Annotated in this window: 13 protein-coding genes; 8 read left to right on the top strand and 5 right to left on the bottom strand. The window is 71.6% G+C overall.

Annotated elements, in window-relative coordinates; translation table 11 throughout:
• Positions 1 to 274: 274 nt before the first annotated feature.
• Positions 275 to 1,252 (bottom strand): cell envelope lipid trafficking protein PgfA, encoded by a 978-nt coding sequence (gene pgfA, locus ACZ43N_RS30660; protein WP_468102213.1) that lies wholly within the window; start codon positions 1,250 to 1,252, stop codon positions 275 to 277.
• 289 nt (positions 1,253 to 1,541) lie between these two features.
• Between pgfA and ACZ43N_RS30655 the strand changes: the two genes are divergently transcribed.
• Together ACZ43N_RS30655 and ACZ43N_RS30650 are read left to right on the top strand one after the other, a co-directional pair.
• Entirely contained in the window at positions 1,542 to 1,736 is a 195-nt protein-coding gene (locus ACZ43N_RS30655; RefSeq protein ID WP_468102299.1) for a hypothetical protein, read from the top strand.
• A gap of 3 nt (positions 1,737 to 1,739) precedes the next feature.
• Positions 1,740 to 2,981 carry a PucR-like N-terminal domain-containing protein gene (locus tag ACZ43N_RS30650; RefSeq protein WP_468102212.1) on the top strand — a complete coding sequence of 414 codons (1,242 nt, stop codon included), beginning with the start codon at positions 1,740 to 1,742 and terminating at the stop codon, positions 2,979 to 2,981.
• Positions 2,982 to 3,114: 133 nt separating this feature from the next.
• Here the strand turns inward: ACZ43N_RS30650 and ACZ43N_RS30645 are convergent, their stop codons facing one another.
• Positions 3,115 to 3,759, bottom strand: a complete 645-nt coding sequence (locus ACZ43N_RS30645) for a dihydrofolate reductase family protein (RefSeq protein ID WP_468102211.1) — start codon at positions 3,757 to 3,759, stop codon at positions 3,115 to 3,117.
• A gap of 646 nt (positions 3,760 to 4,405) precedes the next feature.
• On the opposite strand from ACZ43N_RS30645, the gene ACZ43N_RS30640 reads away from it, so the two are divergent.
• Both ACZ43N_RS30640 and ACZ43N_RS30635 read left to right on the top strand, forming a co-directional pair.
• A complete protein-coding gene (locus ACZ43N_RS30640) occupies positions 4,406 to 5,179 on the top strand; it encodes an IclR family transcriptional regulator (RefSeq protein ID WP_468102209.1) in 774 nt (257 codons plus the stop codon).
• Entirely contained in the window at positions 5,176 to 6,033 is an 858-nt protein-coding gene (locus ACZ43N_RS30635; RefSeq protein WP_468102207.1) for an SMP-30/gluconolactonase/LRE family protein, read from the top strand. The genes ACZ43N_RS30640 and ACZ43N_RS30635 overlap by 4 nt, the downstream gene beginning before the upstream one ends.
• Positions 6,034 to 6,100: 67 nt before the next feature.
• Here the strand turns inward: ACZ43N_RS30635 and ACZ43N_RS30630 are convergent, their stop codons facing one another.
• From ACZ43N_RS30630 to ACZ43N_RS30620, 3 genes are read right to left on the bottom strand one after another with little or no spacing between them, the layout of a single operon-like run.
• Positions 6,101 to 7,456 carry an MAB_1171c family putative transporter gene (locus ACZ43N_RS30630; RefSeq protein WP_468102206.1) on the bottom strand — a complete coding sequence of 452 codons (1,356 nt, stop codon included), beginning with the start codon at positions 7,454 to 7,456 and terminating at the stop codon, positions 6,101 to 6,103.
• On the bottom strand, positions 7,453 to 8,139 hold the full coding sequence (locus ACZ43N_RS30625) for a toxin-antitoxin system, toxin component (RefSeq protein ID WP_468102205.1): 687 nt from the start codon (positions 8,137 to 8,139) through the stop codon (positions 7,453 to 7,455). Before ACZ43N_RS30625 ends, ACZ43N_RS30630 begins: the two co-directional genes overlap by 4 nt.
• Positions 8,136 to 8,768: a transcriptional regulator gene (locus ACZ43N_RS30620; RefSeq protein WP_468102203.1), complete on the bottom strand. Its 633-nt coding sequence runs from the start codon at positions 8,766 to 8,768 to the stop codon at positions 8,136 to 8,138. The genes ACZ43N_RS30625 and ACZ43N_RS30620 overlap by 4 nt, the downstream gene beginning before the upstream one ends.
• A gap of 208 nt (positions 8,769 to 8,976) precedes the next feature.
• On the opposite strand from ACZ43N_RS30620, the gene arfA reads away from it, so the two are divergent.
• From arfA to galE (ACZ43N_RS30600), 4 genes are all read left to right on the top strand, one after another.
• On the top strand, positions 8,977 to 10,491 hold the full coding sequence (gene arfA / locus ACZ43N_RS30615) for an arabinosylfuranosidase ArfA (RefSeq protein WP_468102202.1): 1,515 nt from the start codon (positions 8,977 to 8,979) through the stop codon (positions 10,489 to 10,491).
• Positions 10,492 to 11,114: 623 nt separating this feature from the next.
• A complete protein-coding gene (gene galE / locus ACZ43N_RS30610) occupies positions 11,115 to 12,143 on the top strand; it encodes a UDP-glucose 4-epimerase GalE (RefSeq protein WP_468102200.1) in 1,029 nt (342 codons plus the stop codon).
• Positions 12,144 to 12,173: 30 nt separating this feature from the next.
• Positions 12,174 to 13,505, top strand: coding sequence for a UDP-glucose dehydrogenase family protein (locus tag ACZ43N_RS30605; RefSeq protein ID WP_468102199.1), 1,332 nt, complete (start codon positions 12,174 to 12,176; stop codon positions 13,503 to 13,505).
• Positions 13,506 to 13,619: 114 nt separating this feature from the next.
• Entirely contained in the window at positions 13,620 to 14,678 is a 1,059-nt protein-coding gene (gene galE, locus ACZ43N_RS30600) for a UDP-glucose 4-epimerase GalE (RefSeq protein WP_468102197.1), read from the top strand.
• The last annotated feature ends 82 nt before the right edge of the window (positions 14,679 to 14,760 follow it).

Here is a 14,760-nt window from a genome sequence, read left to right as displayed (position 1 = left end):
CGTCTCGGGGTGCGGAACTCAGCGGGGGAGAAGGAGGATCGCTGTGAGGGTCGTTCCGGTGGTGTGTGTGGGGGGACGGTCCGGTCGCCATGGGGCCGGTGGGTGTGGGTCCGGTGGGGCGGGCTGGGTCGGTTCTCCTGGCTGTGCGGGAGCGAGGTCGTGAGCGAGGTGTGGGTGGGCTGTGCTCAGGTGGGGTGGATAGTTTTCGCCGAGAGTTTCGAAGCTGCTACTCACCGACGTGACAATTTCCGGGGTTTGTTGAACTGACGCCCTGTCATATCGTGATCGGCTCCTGGGGCGACTCGGACCTTTCGGGGCGCTGCCTGCCGCGCACCGCCAAAACGGCACCGGTCACGGCGAGGACGAACCCCACCACAACGGCACCGATCGGCAGCGTCCGCCCCACCAGCCGCAGCAGTTCGCTGTCCCGCTCCGCCTGGTCGACCGCGAACTTCTGAGTCTTCGCGGTGAACGCCAGCTTCCGGCTGTCGAGCAGCACGGCCGCGTCCTCGGTGCCGCCCGGCGCCCGCAGGGTCCGGCGCGGCCCGGTCTGCGCGTAGAGCACGCGTCCCGTGGCCTGGTCGACGACGAGTTCGAGGCCGTGGTTGGCGTACCACTCCTCGGCCGGCACCTGCGGCCGGCCCGGCTCGTCGACGAGGGCGCCGGGGACCAGCCGCGTGCCGGTCCTGGTGGCCGGCACCTTCGCCGTGAACCGCATCCCCTCGTAGCCCTGGATCTTCTTGCGGCCCTCGTAGTGGAGCGTGACCGTCCTGCCGAGCGAGTTGTCCCACCAGCGGTAGGAGCGTTCCCGCACGTCGAAGGGGAACTTCAGGTACGCCTCGCCCTCGATGTACGGCTTCTCCCCGCAGCAGTGCACCGGCCGGTTGGTCTTCCGGTCGCTGACCCACCGGTGAGGGGTGAAGTCCAGCGCGTCGTGCGGGTCGGCGGCCGGCAGCGACGTGTCCGTGTCGACGCTGGTGATCACGTCCCACACGGCCGCTCCGCTGCGCTCGCTTTCGGCCACATCGCCGCGTACCCGCTGGGTCACGGTGATCTTCTGGTCCGGCACGGTCCGCACCTGCTCCACGTCGAAGACGCTGCCCGTGCCGGTGTAGACGGCGGTCGTGTCGATGTCGATCGGGTTCACCGCGGCCCGTGGCTGTACGTACCAGGCCAGCAGGGGTGCGAGGACCAGCAGGAAGGTGCCGAGGCCCAGCAGGACGAGGGAGAGGGGTGAGGCTGTACGGCGCATCCGGGCACTCCAGGGGCGTTGGAAGGTGCGACTCGGGCAGGCGTGCGGAAGGGGCGACGCCAAGGGGGGAAAGGTGCGCGTGACGTATGGGCCGGGAACCGTAGGCGGAGTCTTGACGCAGTGTCAATGCATTGCTGACACTGGGCCGGAGCCGGCGTCCGCGACGGACGACCGGCTGAGGGGCCGTCAGCCGGCCCCGTCGAGGACGAGGTGCCGGGACCGTCAGGAGGTCCCGAGGCGGGGGTGCCCTGGGTGGGGCCGACCTTTCGACCGAGAGGCTGACCCTGCGATGTCCAGACTGCAAGGGCGTGGCCCGAAAGCCCCGCCGGCCTCGCGACGCGCCCTGGCCGCCGCGCTCACCATGGTGGCCGCCGCCGCGCTCGCCGTGGGCGCCGCGCGCGGCGTCGTCGCGCTGCTGGAGGCGACCCCGGACCAGCCGAACACCCCGCTCATCACATACGAGAACGCCGGTCAGGAGCGCTGAGGGGTGACCGGGCGTCCGGGAACCGTCTCAGTCCGCTCCGCCTGGCACGACGTGCCGCGTGACCAGGTGCGCGAGTTCGCCGCGATCGCCATGGCGGAGGCGCCTGCCCTCGCCGAGGAGATCCTGGGCGAGATCCGCCGCGAGTACCCCCATCTGCCGGTCGTCCTCGATGACTCCGGCGAGCCGATGGCCCTCATCGGCATCCGCCGTGCCATCGAGGTCTTCGTCCAGCACCTGGAGACCGCGGAGGGCCGCCCGCGGGTGCCTCCCGGCGTCTTCCAGGAGTTCGGCCGGGGCGAGGGCCTGCACGGCCGCAGCCTGGACTCCCTCCAGGCGATCTACCGTCTCGGCGTACGCCTCGCCTGGCGCCGCTTCGCGGAGATCGGCCAGCGCGTGGAGATCCCGCCGCCCGCCATGTACGAGCTGGTGGACGCCGGATACGAGTATCTGGACGGCCTGGTGGACCAGTCGGTGCGCGGCTACGCCGAGGCGGCGGCCCGGCAGGCCGGGGAACGGCTCCGGCTCCAGCGGCGCCTCATGGAACTCCTCCTCGTCGAGCACCACCGGGGCGACCCGGCGGACGCGCTCACCGAACGCGCCGCCCGGATCGGCTGGCCCCTGCCCGCGAAGGTCGCCGTCGGTGTGCTGCTCCGGCCCGCCCGCGAGGCCATGGCCCCGGCCGTCGGCCAGGGCGTCCTGCTCGACATGGAGTACGAGCAGCCCCGTATGGTCGTGCCCGAACCGGACGCCGCCGGGCGCCCCGAACTCCTCCACCGGGCCCTCGCCGGGTGGTCCGGCGCGATCGGGCCGCCGGTGCCGCTCGCGGAGGCGGCGAAGTCGCTGCGCTGGGCGGAGGCCGCGGTACGCCTGATGGAGCGCCGGCTGCTGCCGGCCGGGGAGGTGCTGCACTGCACCGAGCACACCGAGGCCCTGGTCCTCCTCCAGCCGGAGGAGCTCATCGACGACCTGGCCTTACGTTGCCTTGCACCTCTCGCCCACTGCGGTCCCACGCACGGGCGCCGCCTCGCCGAGACACTCCTCGCCTGGCTGGAGACGCGGGGCGGCGCCCCCGAGATCGCCACGCGGCTCGGCGTCCACCCGCAGACCGTCCGGTACCGCCTCCGCCAGATCCGGGAACTGTGGGGCGACGAGATAGACGACCCCGACCGCCGCTTCGAGCTGGAGCTGGTCCTCAGGGCGCAGCGGCTCCGGGGGGAGCTGGGCGACCCGCGCGGCAGACGGTGACGACCCGCGCGGCGGCAGAAGCGCAGCCTCGCCGCCCAGCGTGAGGAACGCGCCCGCGTCCGCGGCGAGAAGGGCGCCCGGTGGGGCGGACGCCTTCTCGCCACCGCGGCCGGAACTCCGGTGGGCCCTCGGGTCACCTTCGCCAGAACAGGTGGTGCGTCACGCCGCTCGGGCTGGGCACGACCTCCAGGTGGAACCGGTCCAGCAGTTCGTCGGGGGACTCCCACAGGCGTAGTCCGGACCCGAGCTCCACCGGTGAGACCGCCACGTGCAGGGTGTCGACGAGGCCGGCATCGAGGAACTGCCGGATCGTGGTGACCCCGCCCCCGAGCCGGACGTCCTTGCCCCGCGCCGCTTCCCGCGCCTGTTCGAGGACCGTGGCCGGTTCGCCGTCGACGAAGTGGAACGTGGTGTCGGAGAGCGTGAACGACGGACGCTCGTGGTGCGTCATGACGAACACCGGCGTGTGGAACGGGGGCTCCTCCCCCCACCAGCCGCGCCACTCATGGTTCTGCCAGGGCCCGCGCTGGGGCCCGAACTTGTTGCGGCCCATGATCTCGGCACCGATGTTGCGTGCGAAGTCCCGCGTGAAGCAGTCGTCGAGGCCCCGGCTCCCCCCGGGATCCGTGCGCATGGGCCAGCTCGCCGTGGCTCCGGCCCAGGCGAACAGCCTCTCGGGACGGTCGTGGCCGAACGGCCGCTCGAAACTCTGGTCCTCACCGGCACCGATTCCGTCCCTTGAGACGTTGAAGTTCATCACTCTCAGCAGCTGATCCACTGGTTTCCTCGTCAGGCCCTGTCGCGTCATCGTGGGGCGGAGCGCCCCTCACCATGGCGTCGAACGGGACGGCGCCGGATCGACAGCGGCCCTCGACCTTTCTCCGAGTCCCGGGCGGAGCGACAGGTGACCAGCACCGTCAGCCGCTCGTCGCTGCGCTGACAGGACACGGGGGACACACTGTCGGGCTCCGGTTCGGTCCGGGCGTTGGTCGGCTGGTGGTGGAGGACACAATCCATCTTCCCGAAGGTGACCCTCTCGCCGGTCGGCTTCTCCAGACCGAGCGCTGCCGGGTCCGTGTACGGCACATACGGCCGCGGGGAGGGTCCCCCGCGGCCCCCGGCGCCGTGTCACCGTCGTCCCCGTGATCAGCCAGGCCCCGCCGACGAGCCCCCGCTCCGAGCGCCAGGCCGACCAGGCCGCCGAGCAGGAACCGGGCCGCTCCGCCGGCTTCCCTCAGGGTCCGCCCCCGTCCCCTTCGTGTGGAAAGGGGGTGTCCTCACCCACATGCCGGGAAACGCGGGGTGTTCTCGGCCATTGCCCGCCCGCACACCGTTGATTAGCCTGTGTTCGTCATGCCGATCGACTGTTGAAATTTCGAACACAGCCGCTACAGAGAACGAAGAGACAAGGGAGGGGGCCGACCGTGGGACGCCTAGTACCTGCCGTGACCCGGGCGCTCGACATATTGGAGCTCTTCCTGGACGGGGACGGCACACTGTCCGCCCCCGACATCGTGCGCAAGCTCCAGCTGCCGCGCACCACCGTGCACGAGCTGGTCACCACGCTCGCCGCCCGAGGGTACATCGTGCCCGTCCAGGGCCAGCCGGGACGCTACCGCCTCGGTGTCCGTCCGTACCAGCTCGGCAGCCGGTACGCCGAGCAGCTGGACCTGGCCGCCGAGGGCCAGCAGGTCGCGCGCTCCGTCGCCGAGACCTGCGACGAGACGGTGCACGTGGCGATCCTGGAGTACACGGACGTCATCTACATCGCCAAGGTCGACTCCACGCACGCGGTCCGGATGGTCTCCGCCGCCGGCCGCCGCCTCCCGGCGCACTGCACCTCCGTCGGCAAGATGCTCCTCGCCTCCCTTCCCGAGGCCGAGCTGAACGCCCGGATCCCGGAGGACGCCGACCTGGTCGCCATGACGCCCAACAGCATCACCGACCCGGCCGCGCTGCGCGAGGCCCTGGCCCGGATCCGTGAGCGGGGTCTCGCCGTGGAGAACCGGGAGTCCAACCCCGACGTCTCCTGCGTGGCCGCCCCGGTCCGCGACCGCACCGGCAAGGTCGTCGCCGCGCTCTCCATCTCGGTCCCCATGATCCGGTGGAGCGAGGACCGCCGCGGCGAGCTGGAGCAGCTCGCCGTCAAGGGCGCCGCGGAGCTCTCCGAGCGCCTCGGACACCGGAGCGTGGCATGAGCGCATACGACGTCGCCGTACGCGAGTACGCGACCCTCGGCGAGGGCCCCACCTGGGACACCGAGGCCCAGCGGCTGATCTGGATCGACATCCTCCGCTCCCGGGTCTACACCTACGATCCGGTCTCCGGCCGCCGCACGATCCTCGTCACCGAGCAGCACGTCGGCGCGGCCAAGCCCCGCGCGGGCGGCGGCCTCGTCCTGAACCTGCGGGACGGTGTCGGGCTGCGCGACGCCGACGGCGGCTTCCGCTGGCTGCACCACGAGCCGGTCCCCGGCCGCCGTGCCAACGACGCCGCCGTCGCCCCCGACGGCTCCCTCTTCGCCGGCACCATGCGCTACGACGAGGCGCCGGGCGGCGGCACCCTCGCCCGGTTCACCACCGACGGCCTCACGCACACCGTCCTCGACGACATCGCCGTCAGCAACGGCACCGGCTGGAGCCCGGACGGACAGCTGATGTACTACATCGACTCGCCGACCCGGCGCATCGACGTCTTCGACTACGCGGAGACCGACGGCGTCCGGCTCCCCGTCGACCGGCGGCCGTTCGTCACCGTCGAGGAGGGCGGCGGCTTCCCCGACGGCCTCACCGTCGACGCCGAGGGCTGTGTCTGGGTCGCCCTGTGGGAGGGCGGCGCCGTCCGCCGCTACACCCCGTCCGGCGAACTGGACCGGGTCGTCGAACTGCCCACGCCCCGACCCACGGCCTGCGCCTTCGGCGGCGCCGACCTGACCGACCTGTACATCACCACGGCCCGTGTCGGCACCGAGAACCCGCACCCGCTGTCGGGTTCGCTGCTGGTGGTGCCGGGCGCGGGCAAGGGCCTGGCTCAGCCCGCCTTCGCGGGCTGAGCCACCGGGCACCGCAGATCCGCCGACGGCCCGTCGGCCCACCCGTACCCGGTGGGCCGACGGGCCGTCACTCGTGCGCGGACACGCTCTTCTCCGCGGCGGAGGCCGCCGGGTCCGCCGGGCCGGTCGCGAGGGCGCGGACCTCCTCGATCTCCGTTGGGCGGCGCAGCACCCGGGAGACCGCGTCGATGTCCTGGAGGAGGTCGCTGAGGTCGGAGGAGACGGTGAACTCGGGGTAGGGCGTCTGTCCCGGAGCGGTCGTGAGGTCGGGGAAGATCAGCGGGCCCGACGTCAGGGGGACGGCCGGTGGCCCCGTGTCGGGCGAGGCCTTCCGTGCGGCGAGCGCGTCCTGGATCGTCACCGCGCCGGCCAGTGCCCGTGCCCGACCGGGGCCGTGACCGAGGGCGAGGGCCGCGGCGTGGGCGCGGCGGTGCAGGTCGTCGTCGACGTGGCGGGCGAGCTGGAGCAGGGCGTCGCGGATGAAGGTCTCACGGCGGGTGAGTCGCAGCTCCGCCGTGGCACGCAGGGTGAAGGGCACACCGGAGTCGTTGACCTTCCGTGTGAGCAGGTACAGGGGCCGCAGCCGCCAGTGGATGACCCGCACGCGCCAGCGCTCGTGCAGATACTGGCCGCCGTGCGGCAGGATGAAGCCGACCGCGATGAAGATCGCCGCCACGGCCACCACCGGCGGCGCCACATGGGTGCTCAGCCAGTCCAGGTCGTGCCCCGTCCAGCGGGCGACCAGCGCCGTGAGCTTCGAGGCGTCGTACACCAGGTTGAGCGCGTAGCCGATCCCGAGGGCCTTCAGACCGCCGCGCAGCCACAGGTCCAGGCCGTCGGTGCGGACCCAGCTGCGGATCAGGTGACAGGTGATCAGGCAGGCCGCGGTGTGGGCCGCCAGATAGAGGAGGATCTCCTCGCGCATGAAGGGCGTGGTGGCGTAGTAGGTGTCCAGGTCGCGCAACCGTTCCCGGGGGACGTCCGCCAGCGCGAACAGCACCCACAGGACGACGATCACCGCCGCGTACACGGTGACGACCCAGCGCATGGCGCGGCGGGTCGTCGGCGAGCGGTCGGCCGGGCCGTTGCGCCAGGCGACGATCAGCAGCAGACAGGCCGCGCAGTACGCGGTGATCAGGGAGTACACCCAGGGCGCGGCGATGTTCGGCACGCCGGCGACCTGGTTGGTCCAGGCGATGACCGACGGCACCGCGAACAGGAACACACTGCACGCGAGCAGCAGCAGACCGCCGACCGCCCGCAGCAGCGGGTCCTTCCACAGCTTCACGATGCTGGGCAGCTTGATCACCAGCGCGGCCGTCAGGACGGCCGTGGGGATCCAGAACGAGATGTAGAGCCCCCCGAAGAAGTCGGCGGGGTTCATGGCACCGGTCGTCGTCGCGGACACGGCGGTCCCCCTCATCCGCGCGGCCCGCGGTAGCCGAGGGATGCCTGGATGGCCTGCCGCACCGAGTCCCCCCGGTCGGCCGGTGTGCCGCCGGCCGGACCGGCGGTGCCGCCCTGCCCGGCGTCCACCCAGGCGCGGAAGGCGGTGGCGAGCCGGTGCCCGAAGTCCTCGGCGTCCTGTTCGGCCGAGGCGTGGGAGCCGTTGCGGGCGGCGACCGTGAGGGCGGAACCGGGCCAGCCCGGCCCGCCGGCCAGCCCGAACGCGGCGGCGTCGGCGCCCGGCACCCGGTGATGGCTGTGCCCGGCGTGCAGATGCCACAACTCATGCCCCAGGATCACCAGTTGCTGCACGGGAGCGGCGCGCTCCTCGACGATCACCAGGTCGAAGCCGGGGAACTCCATCCACAGCCCCGTCACCTCGATCTCGTCCGGGAACCGTTCGAACCGCAGCTCCACCGGCCGCCCGCCGCGCCGCGCGCTCATCTCCGCGCACAACGCCGCCCCCAACTCCCGTACGCCGACCGGGCCGTCGAGCCGGGCCCGGACCGCCTTGGCGAGCCCGGCGGTCAGCTTGCGCCTCTCGGCGGCGGACCGGGCGGGCCGCAACGAGGCCCGCACCCGGTCGAGGACACCGGTCACCGTGGCGGCGGCCCCGAGGGACCTGCGCGGCCGTGCGCCGCCCGTTTCGCGACGGCTCATCTCCCGGGCTCCTCCTCGTCGACGCCGAGCAACCCGTCGAGCATCACCGCGAGGGCCTCCTGCTTACGGCGGGTCAGGTTCATCCGCCCGCCGCGCAGCGCGAGGGTGACGACTCCGTGCCGGGTGGCGAACTCCACGAGCGGGCCGTCGTCCCCGTCCCTCTCCAGGTCCAGGAGCACGCGGCCCAGTTCCCGGTCCAGGACGGCGGCGGCCGGGTCGGTGAAGAACCGGACGCCCTCCTCGACCCCGAAGAACGCGGCGAGTTCGGTGAGGTCGGGCACGTTCGGCATCTTCTTGCCGAGCAGCAGCTGCCGGGCCCACTCCGGGCTGATCGACAGCCGCTCCGCCACCTCCTTGCACACGTCGACGGTGCGTTTCCCGCTGCGCGCGAGATACGCGGTGTGCAGCGCCCGCACCCGCCCGCGCACCCGGTCGTCGATCCGGTCGCCCGGCGGTTCACCTCCGTCGAGCAGTGTCCGCACCACGTCCTCGCCGAGAGCGGTGCGCTCCGACAGGGTGGGTACGTCGAGGAGTTGCCCCCGATCAGCCCCGGTCCGGGCGGCCAGGGCGTCGATGCGGGCGAGGGTCCGGGGGAGGGGTGGGGGGAGGGGCTGGGGGAGGTCGGGCACGGCCAGACCCTACGTGCCCGGCGGCGTCGACACCACGGAAATCCAACGATCGTTGAAAACGGGCCAACGATCGTTGCGGCGGGCGGCGGCTCGGGTGCGCGGGTCGGCCCCGGCCGGGCCCCACCCCATTGACTCTCCCCACCGTCGACCATAGCGTCCCGTTCGACTGAACGAGCAGCATCCGTAATGTCGAACGCGAAGGATGTCCATGGCCCGCACAGCCCGCTTCACCCTCGACCCCGCCTTCCAGGTCGGCGAGGTCAGTCCCCGACTCTTCGGCTCCTTCGTCGAGCACCTCGGCCGCTGCGTCTACACCGGGATCTTCGAGCCGGGCCACCCGGCGGCCGACGAGGCGGGCCTGCGCACCGACGTCCTGGGCCTGGTCCGCGAGCTGGGTGTCACCACGATCCGCTATCCCGGCGGCAACTTCGTCTCCGGCTACAAGTGGGAGGACTCCGTCGGCCCCGTCGAGGACCGCCCCCGCCGCCTCGACCTCGCCTGGCGCTCCACGGAGACCAACCGCTTCGGCCTCTCCGAGTACATCGCCTTCCTGAAGAAGATCGGCCCGCAGGCCGAGCCCATGATGGCCCTCAATCTCGGCACCCGCGGCGTCGCCGAGGCCCTCGAACTGCAGGAGTACGCCAACCACCCGGCCGGCACCGCCCTGTCGGACCTCCGTGCCGCCCACGGCGACAAGGACCCGTTCGGCATCCGGCTCTGGTGCCTCGGCAACGAGATGGACGGCCCCTGGCAGACCGGTCACAAGACCGCCGCCGAGTACGGCCGGGTCGCCGCCGAGACCGCCCGCGCGATGCGCCAGATCGACCCGGGCGTCGAACTCGTCGCCTGCGGCTCCTCCAGCCAGTCCATGCCGACGTTCGCCGCCTGGGAGGCGACGGTCCTGGAGGAGACGTACGACCTCGTCGACTACGTCTCCCTGCACGCCTACTACCAGCCCGAGGACGGCGACGTCGACTCCTTCCTGGCCTCCGCCGTCGACATGGAGTCCTTCATCGAGAACGTGATCGCCACCGCCGACCACGTGGGCGCGAAGCTCAAGTCGAAGAAGAAGATCAACCTCTCCTTCGACGAGTGGAACGTCTGGTACATCTCGAAGTGGCACGAGATCGAGAACTCCGGCGCGCGGGACTGGGCGGAAGCCCCCCGCCTCCTGGAGGACAACTACAGCGTCATGGACGCCGTCGTCTTCGGCTCCCTCCTCATCGCGCTGCTCCGGCACGCCGACCGCGTCACCGTCGCCTGCCTCGCCCAGCTGGTCAACGTCATCGCCCCGATCATGACCGAGCCCGGCGGGCCCGCCTGGCGGCAGACGACCTTCTTCCCCTTCTCCCAGGCCGCCAAGTACGGCCGCGGCCGGGTCCTCGACGTACGGGTGGACTCGCCGACGTACGAGACGAGGAAGTACGGCGAGGCGGATCTGCTGCACGCGACCGCGGTGCGGGCGGAGGACGGGTCGGTGACCGTGTTCGCCGTCAACCGGAGCCGTACGGAGGGGCTTCCGCTGGAGGCGGCGCTCAACGGGCTGGGCCTGACCAGGGTGGTGGAGCACAGCGTGCTGGCCGACGCCGACCCCGACGCCCGCAACACGCTCGCCGAGCCCGAGCGGGTCGTTCCGCACGCGGGCGAGGGCACCTCGATCGAGGGCGGCGTCCTGAAGTCCGTCCTCGAACCGCTGTCCTGGAACGTGATCCGCCTGGGCTGAGGGCCGTGGGGGCGGGCTCCCGGTCCGCCCGTGGGGCCGACGACGTGGGCCATGAGGATCTCCGCACGGGCGGACTACGCCGTACGGCGGACGAACCTGCGGTACCGGAGCCCGCCGTACGGCGGGACGACGACCCGGTGCGGGCCGAGGCCATGATCCGCCGGGCCGCTGCCGCCGCTGTGGATCGCGCTGCGCGCCGACGCCCGCCGCATCCTGGAGGGCGTCACCGCCGCCGACATCGCACCGGAGCGCTGCCCGAACCGGTGAGAGATCCGGCGGCGGAACCGGCGGCCCGGGAGAACCCGTGGGCGCGTACTCCCGCCACCCCCTGCGGGGCGGCCGCCGCCACAGCCGGATGCCGGCTGCCCGGAGCACTTGACCTCGGGATGACATCGGGGGAAAGTGTACGTATACGTCATAAACATACTAAGTATGGATACGGATGTGACGGCGAGGCGGTCCTCGCGTCCGTTCACCTTCCCCCGGCGGCAGACCGCGGCGACGGCGCGGTCGTCGGCCCTGCACGGTGCCGGCCGCTTCCCTCTGGCAGCCGGAGCGCGGCGCACCCTCCGCCCATGACTCCCGGCGGCCGGCGATCCCCATGAGGTGTGAAGGAGAGGCTCATGCCGGCTCCGTCAACCATCCTGATCACCGGTGGAGCGGGCTTCATCGGCAGCCACACCTGTGTCGAACTGCTCGATCACGGCTACTCGCTGGTGGCGGTCGACGACTACTCCAACAGCTCGCCCCAGGTCTACTCCCGTGTGCAGAGGATCGCCGACCGCTGGCTGAGCGCCGTCTACCGACTGGACCTGCGCAACACCCGCGCGGTGTCCGATGTGCTGGACCACCACTCCGTGGACGCGGTGGTGCACTTCGCCGGGAAGAAGGCCGCCGGGGAGTCGATGCGCAAGCCGATCGAGTACTACGACACCAACATCGGCGGTACGACGTCCCTGCTGCGCGCGATGGACGAACACGGCGTCCACCGGATGGTGTTCTCCTCCTCCTGCGCCGTCTACGGCGAGACCGACAAGGCGCCCCTGAGCGAACAGGACCCGGCCCGGCCCGCGAACCCCTATGCCGCGTCGAAGTGGGTGTGCGAGCAGATACTCGCCGACGTGTGCCGGCTCCGTCCGGAGTTCAGCGTGCTGTCCCTGCGCTACTTCAGCCCCGTGGGCGCGCATCCGAGTGGTCTGCTCGGCGAGTCCCCCCGCGGCGGCGAGGGCAATCTGATGCCACGCCTGGCCCAGGTCGCCGACGGGGAACGGCAGAGCGTCACGGTCTACGGGGACGACTACGCCACCCTGGACGGGACCGGCGTCCGTGACTACATCCACGTCATGGACGTCGCCGAGGCGCATCGGGTGGCGCTGGAGCACCTCGACGACGCCTCCGGGATGCGGGTGTTCAACCTCGGCGTAGGGGAGGGCACGTCCGTACTGGAACTGCTGGCCGTCTTCGGCGAGACCTGCGGCAGGGACATTCCGTACACGGTCGGGGGCCGCCGCCCCGGCGACGTGGGCGAACTCGTCGCCGACCCACGTGAGGTCACCCGTGAATGGGGCTGGCGCCCGACCCGTGACCTCGCCGCGATGTGCCGGGACGCCTGGCGGTTCCGGCAGATCAACCCCCTCGGCTACGCGGACTGACCCGGCTGTGCCCTGAGCAAGGAGATCGCCATGCGGATGACAGTGATCGGCACCGGATACGTGGGCGTGGTGCACGCCGCATGTATGGCGGACATCGGCCACGAGGTCCTCGGCGTGGACATCGACGAAGCGCGGATCGCGACCCTGACCGAGGGGCGCTCCCCGATCCACGAGCCAGGACTGGATGAGCTCCTCGCCCGCGCCCTCGACTCGGGACGGCTGCGCTTCTCCACCTCCTTGGCCGACGCGGCCCGGTTCGCCGACGTCCACTTCGTGTGCGTGGGCACCCCGCAGATGCCCGGCGGTGAGGCCGCGGACGTTCGCCAGGTCGACGCCGTCATCGACGGACTGGCACCGCTGGTGCGGCCCGGCAGCCTGATCGTCGGCAAGTCCACGGTGCCGGTCGGCACGACGGCCCGTCTGGGTGCACGCCTGCGGGCGGTCACCCCGCACAGCGAGGTCGCCTGGAACCCCGAGTTCCTGCGCGACGGCTTCGCCGTGTCCGACACCAGGCGTCCCGAACGCATCGTCGTGGGTGCCGAGTCGCGGCGCGCCGAAATGGTCCTGCGGGAGATCTACGAGCCCATGCTGATCAGCGGTGCCCGCTTCTTCAGCACGGATCCCGCCACCGCCGAACTCGTCAAGGCGGCCTCGAACGCCTTCCTCGCCACCAAGATCTCGTTCATCAACGCCATGGCCGAGGTGTGCGACGCGGCGGGCGCCGACGTGGTGACGCTGGCGGACGCCGTCGGCCAGGACTCACGCATCGGACACCGGTTCCTGCAGCCCGGCCTGGGCTTCGGCGGCAGCCGCTTCCCCAAGGACATCCGTGCTTTCGCGGCGCGGGCCGAGGAACTGGGCGTCGGTCAATCGATCGCCTTCCTGCATCAGGTCGACGAGATCAACCTGCGGCAGCGTCGGCGCACGGTCGAGCTGGCACGGAACCTGGTGGGCGGCTCCTTCACCGGCCGGCGCGTCGCGGTGCTGGGAGCGGCCTTCAAGCCCGGGAGCAACGACGTGCGGGACTCGCCCGCCCTGGAGGTCGCGTCGGCGATCCAACGCGAGGGCGGTGAGGTCCGGGTGCACGACCCGGAGGCCCTCGACAACGCCCGGCGCGGCTTCCCCGAGCTGCAGTACACCTTCGACGTGCCCAAGGCGTGCGAGGACGCGGATCTCGTCCTGCATCTCACGGCGTGGCCCGAATACCGGGACATCTCCCCCGACCGGCTCGCCTCCGTGGTGCGCAGCCGGAAGATCCTCGACGCCCGGGACACCCTGGACGCCACCTCATGGCAGTCGGCGGGCTGGACGCTGAGCGCGCTCGGGCGTCCGCCGGCGCACGGGACGTACGCCTCCGCGTGAGGCCGCCCGAGCGAAGTCTCGACCCGTCACGTCCGCTCCACTTGACCGGGCAGAATAAAAGGTTCACAGTCGTATATATACGATGTAAGCGTACGCCGTTAGGGGCACAAGGCCATGAGCGCTCCCTCCACAGTCCTGGTCACCGGTGGGGCCGGCTTCATCGGCAGTCACGCATGCGTCGACCTGCTCGACCACGGCTATGAGCTGATCGTGGTCGACGACTACTCCAACAGCACACCGCAGGTCTTCACCAGGGTGGAACGGATCGCCGGCCGCTTCGTCGGGGCCGTCTACGAGCTGGACATCCGTGACCGGCAGGCTCTGTCGGCCGTCTTCGACCGGCACACGGTGGACGCTGTGATCCACTTCGCGGCACTCAAGTCGGTGAACCGTTCGATGAACATGCCCGTCGAGTACTACGACACCAACGTCGGCGGCACGACGGCTCTGCTGCGCGCCATGCAGGACCACGGGGTGCACCAGCTCGTGTTCTCCTCGTCCTGCTCCGTCTACGGCGAGGCCGGCTCCGGGCCGCTCGACGAGTCCACCCCCGCCCGGCCGGGCAGTCCCTACGCCGCCTCCAAGTGGGCGTGCGAGCAGGGCCTCGCGGACATCTGCCGTCGGCGCCCGGAGTGGACCGTGCTGTGTCTGCGGCACTGCAATCCGGTGGGCGGCCACCCCAGCGGGCTGCTGGGCGAGGACCCGCAGGGCCCGCCCGACAGTCTGATGCCCACCGTGGCACAGGTGGCCGTGGGGCTGCGGGAGCGGCTGCCCGTGTACGGGGGCGACTACCCCACGCACGACGGGACCGTGGTCCGCGACTACGTCCACGTCATGGACGCCGTCGAGGCCCACCGTGTCGCGCTGGACCGCCTCGCCGGTACCTCGGGCATGCACGTCTACAACCTCGGTCGCGGCCAGGGCTGTTCGGTCCTCGACGTCGTCGCCGCGTTCTCCCGGGCCTGCGGCAGGGACATCCCGTACGAGATCGAGCCGCGCCGCTCCGGTGACGTGTCCGAACTCGTCGCCGACGCCACCGCTGTGACGCGTGCCTGGGGGTGGCGCCCCTTGCGCGACCTCGACGACATGTGCCGTGACGTCTGGCGCTTCCAGCAGCACAACCCCCATGGCTACGCCGGGTCTCCCCGGCGGCCCAGGTCGAAGGAGCGCTGAGATCCCCCGTGCCGACCATCGAGCCGAAGGCACAGCCGTACGTCGCGGCCCGGCCTCGCCGGACTCGGGCAGGCGCTGGGCG

It is taken from the genome of Streptomyces sp. NPDC030814, from assembly GCF_055572155.1.
The sequence above is the reverse complement of the archived record's forward strand: the minus strand, read 5'-3'. Positions and strand labels throughout refer to the sequence as shown.

Bases quoted from the DNA above. Each gene is read 5' to 3' on its own strand.
- ACZ43N_RS30605 (WP_468102199.1), top strand. From the start codon at position 12,174: ATGCGGATGACAGTGATCGGCACCGGATACGTGGGCGTGGTGCACGCC.
- pgfA (WP_468102213.1), bottom strand. From the start codon at position 1,252: ATGCGCCGTACAGCCTCACCCCTCTCCCTCGTCCTGCTGGGCCTCGGC.
- ACZ43N_RS30625 (WP_468102205.1), bottom strand. From the start codon at position 8,139: ATGAGCCGTCGCGAAACGGGCGGCGCACGGCCGCGCAGGTCCCTCGGG.
- ACZ43N_RS30655 (WP_468102299.1), top strand. From the start codon at position 1,542: ATGTCCAGACTGCAAGGGCGTGGCCCGAAAGCCCCGCCGGCCTCGCGA.
- galE (WP_468102200.1), top strand. From the start codon at position 11,115: ATGCCGGCTCCGTCAACCATCCTGATCACCGGTGGAGCGGGCTTCATC.
- galE (WP_468102197.1), top strand. From the start codon at position 13,620: ATGAGCGCTCCCTCCACAGTCCTGGTCACCGGTGGGGCCGGCTTCATC.
- arfA (WP_468102202.1), top strand. From the start codon at position 8,977: ATGGCCCGCACAGCCCGCTTCACCCTCGACCCCGCCTTCCAGGTCGGC.
- ACZ43N_RS30630 (WP_468102206.1), bottom strand. From the start codon at position 7,456: ATGAGGGGGACCGCCGTGTCCGCGACGACGACCGGTGCCATGAACCCC.
- ACZ43N_RS30635 (WP_468102207.1), top strand. From the start codon at position 5,176: ATGAGCGCATACGACGTCGCCGTACGCGAGTACGCGACCCTCGGCGAG.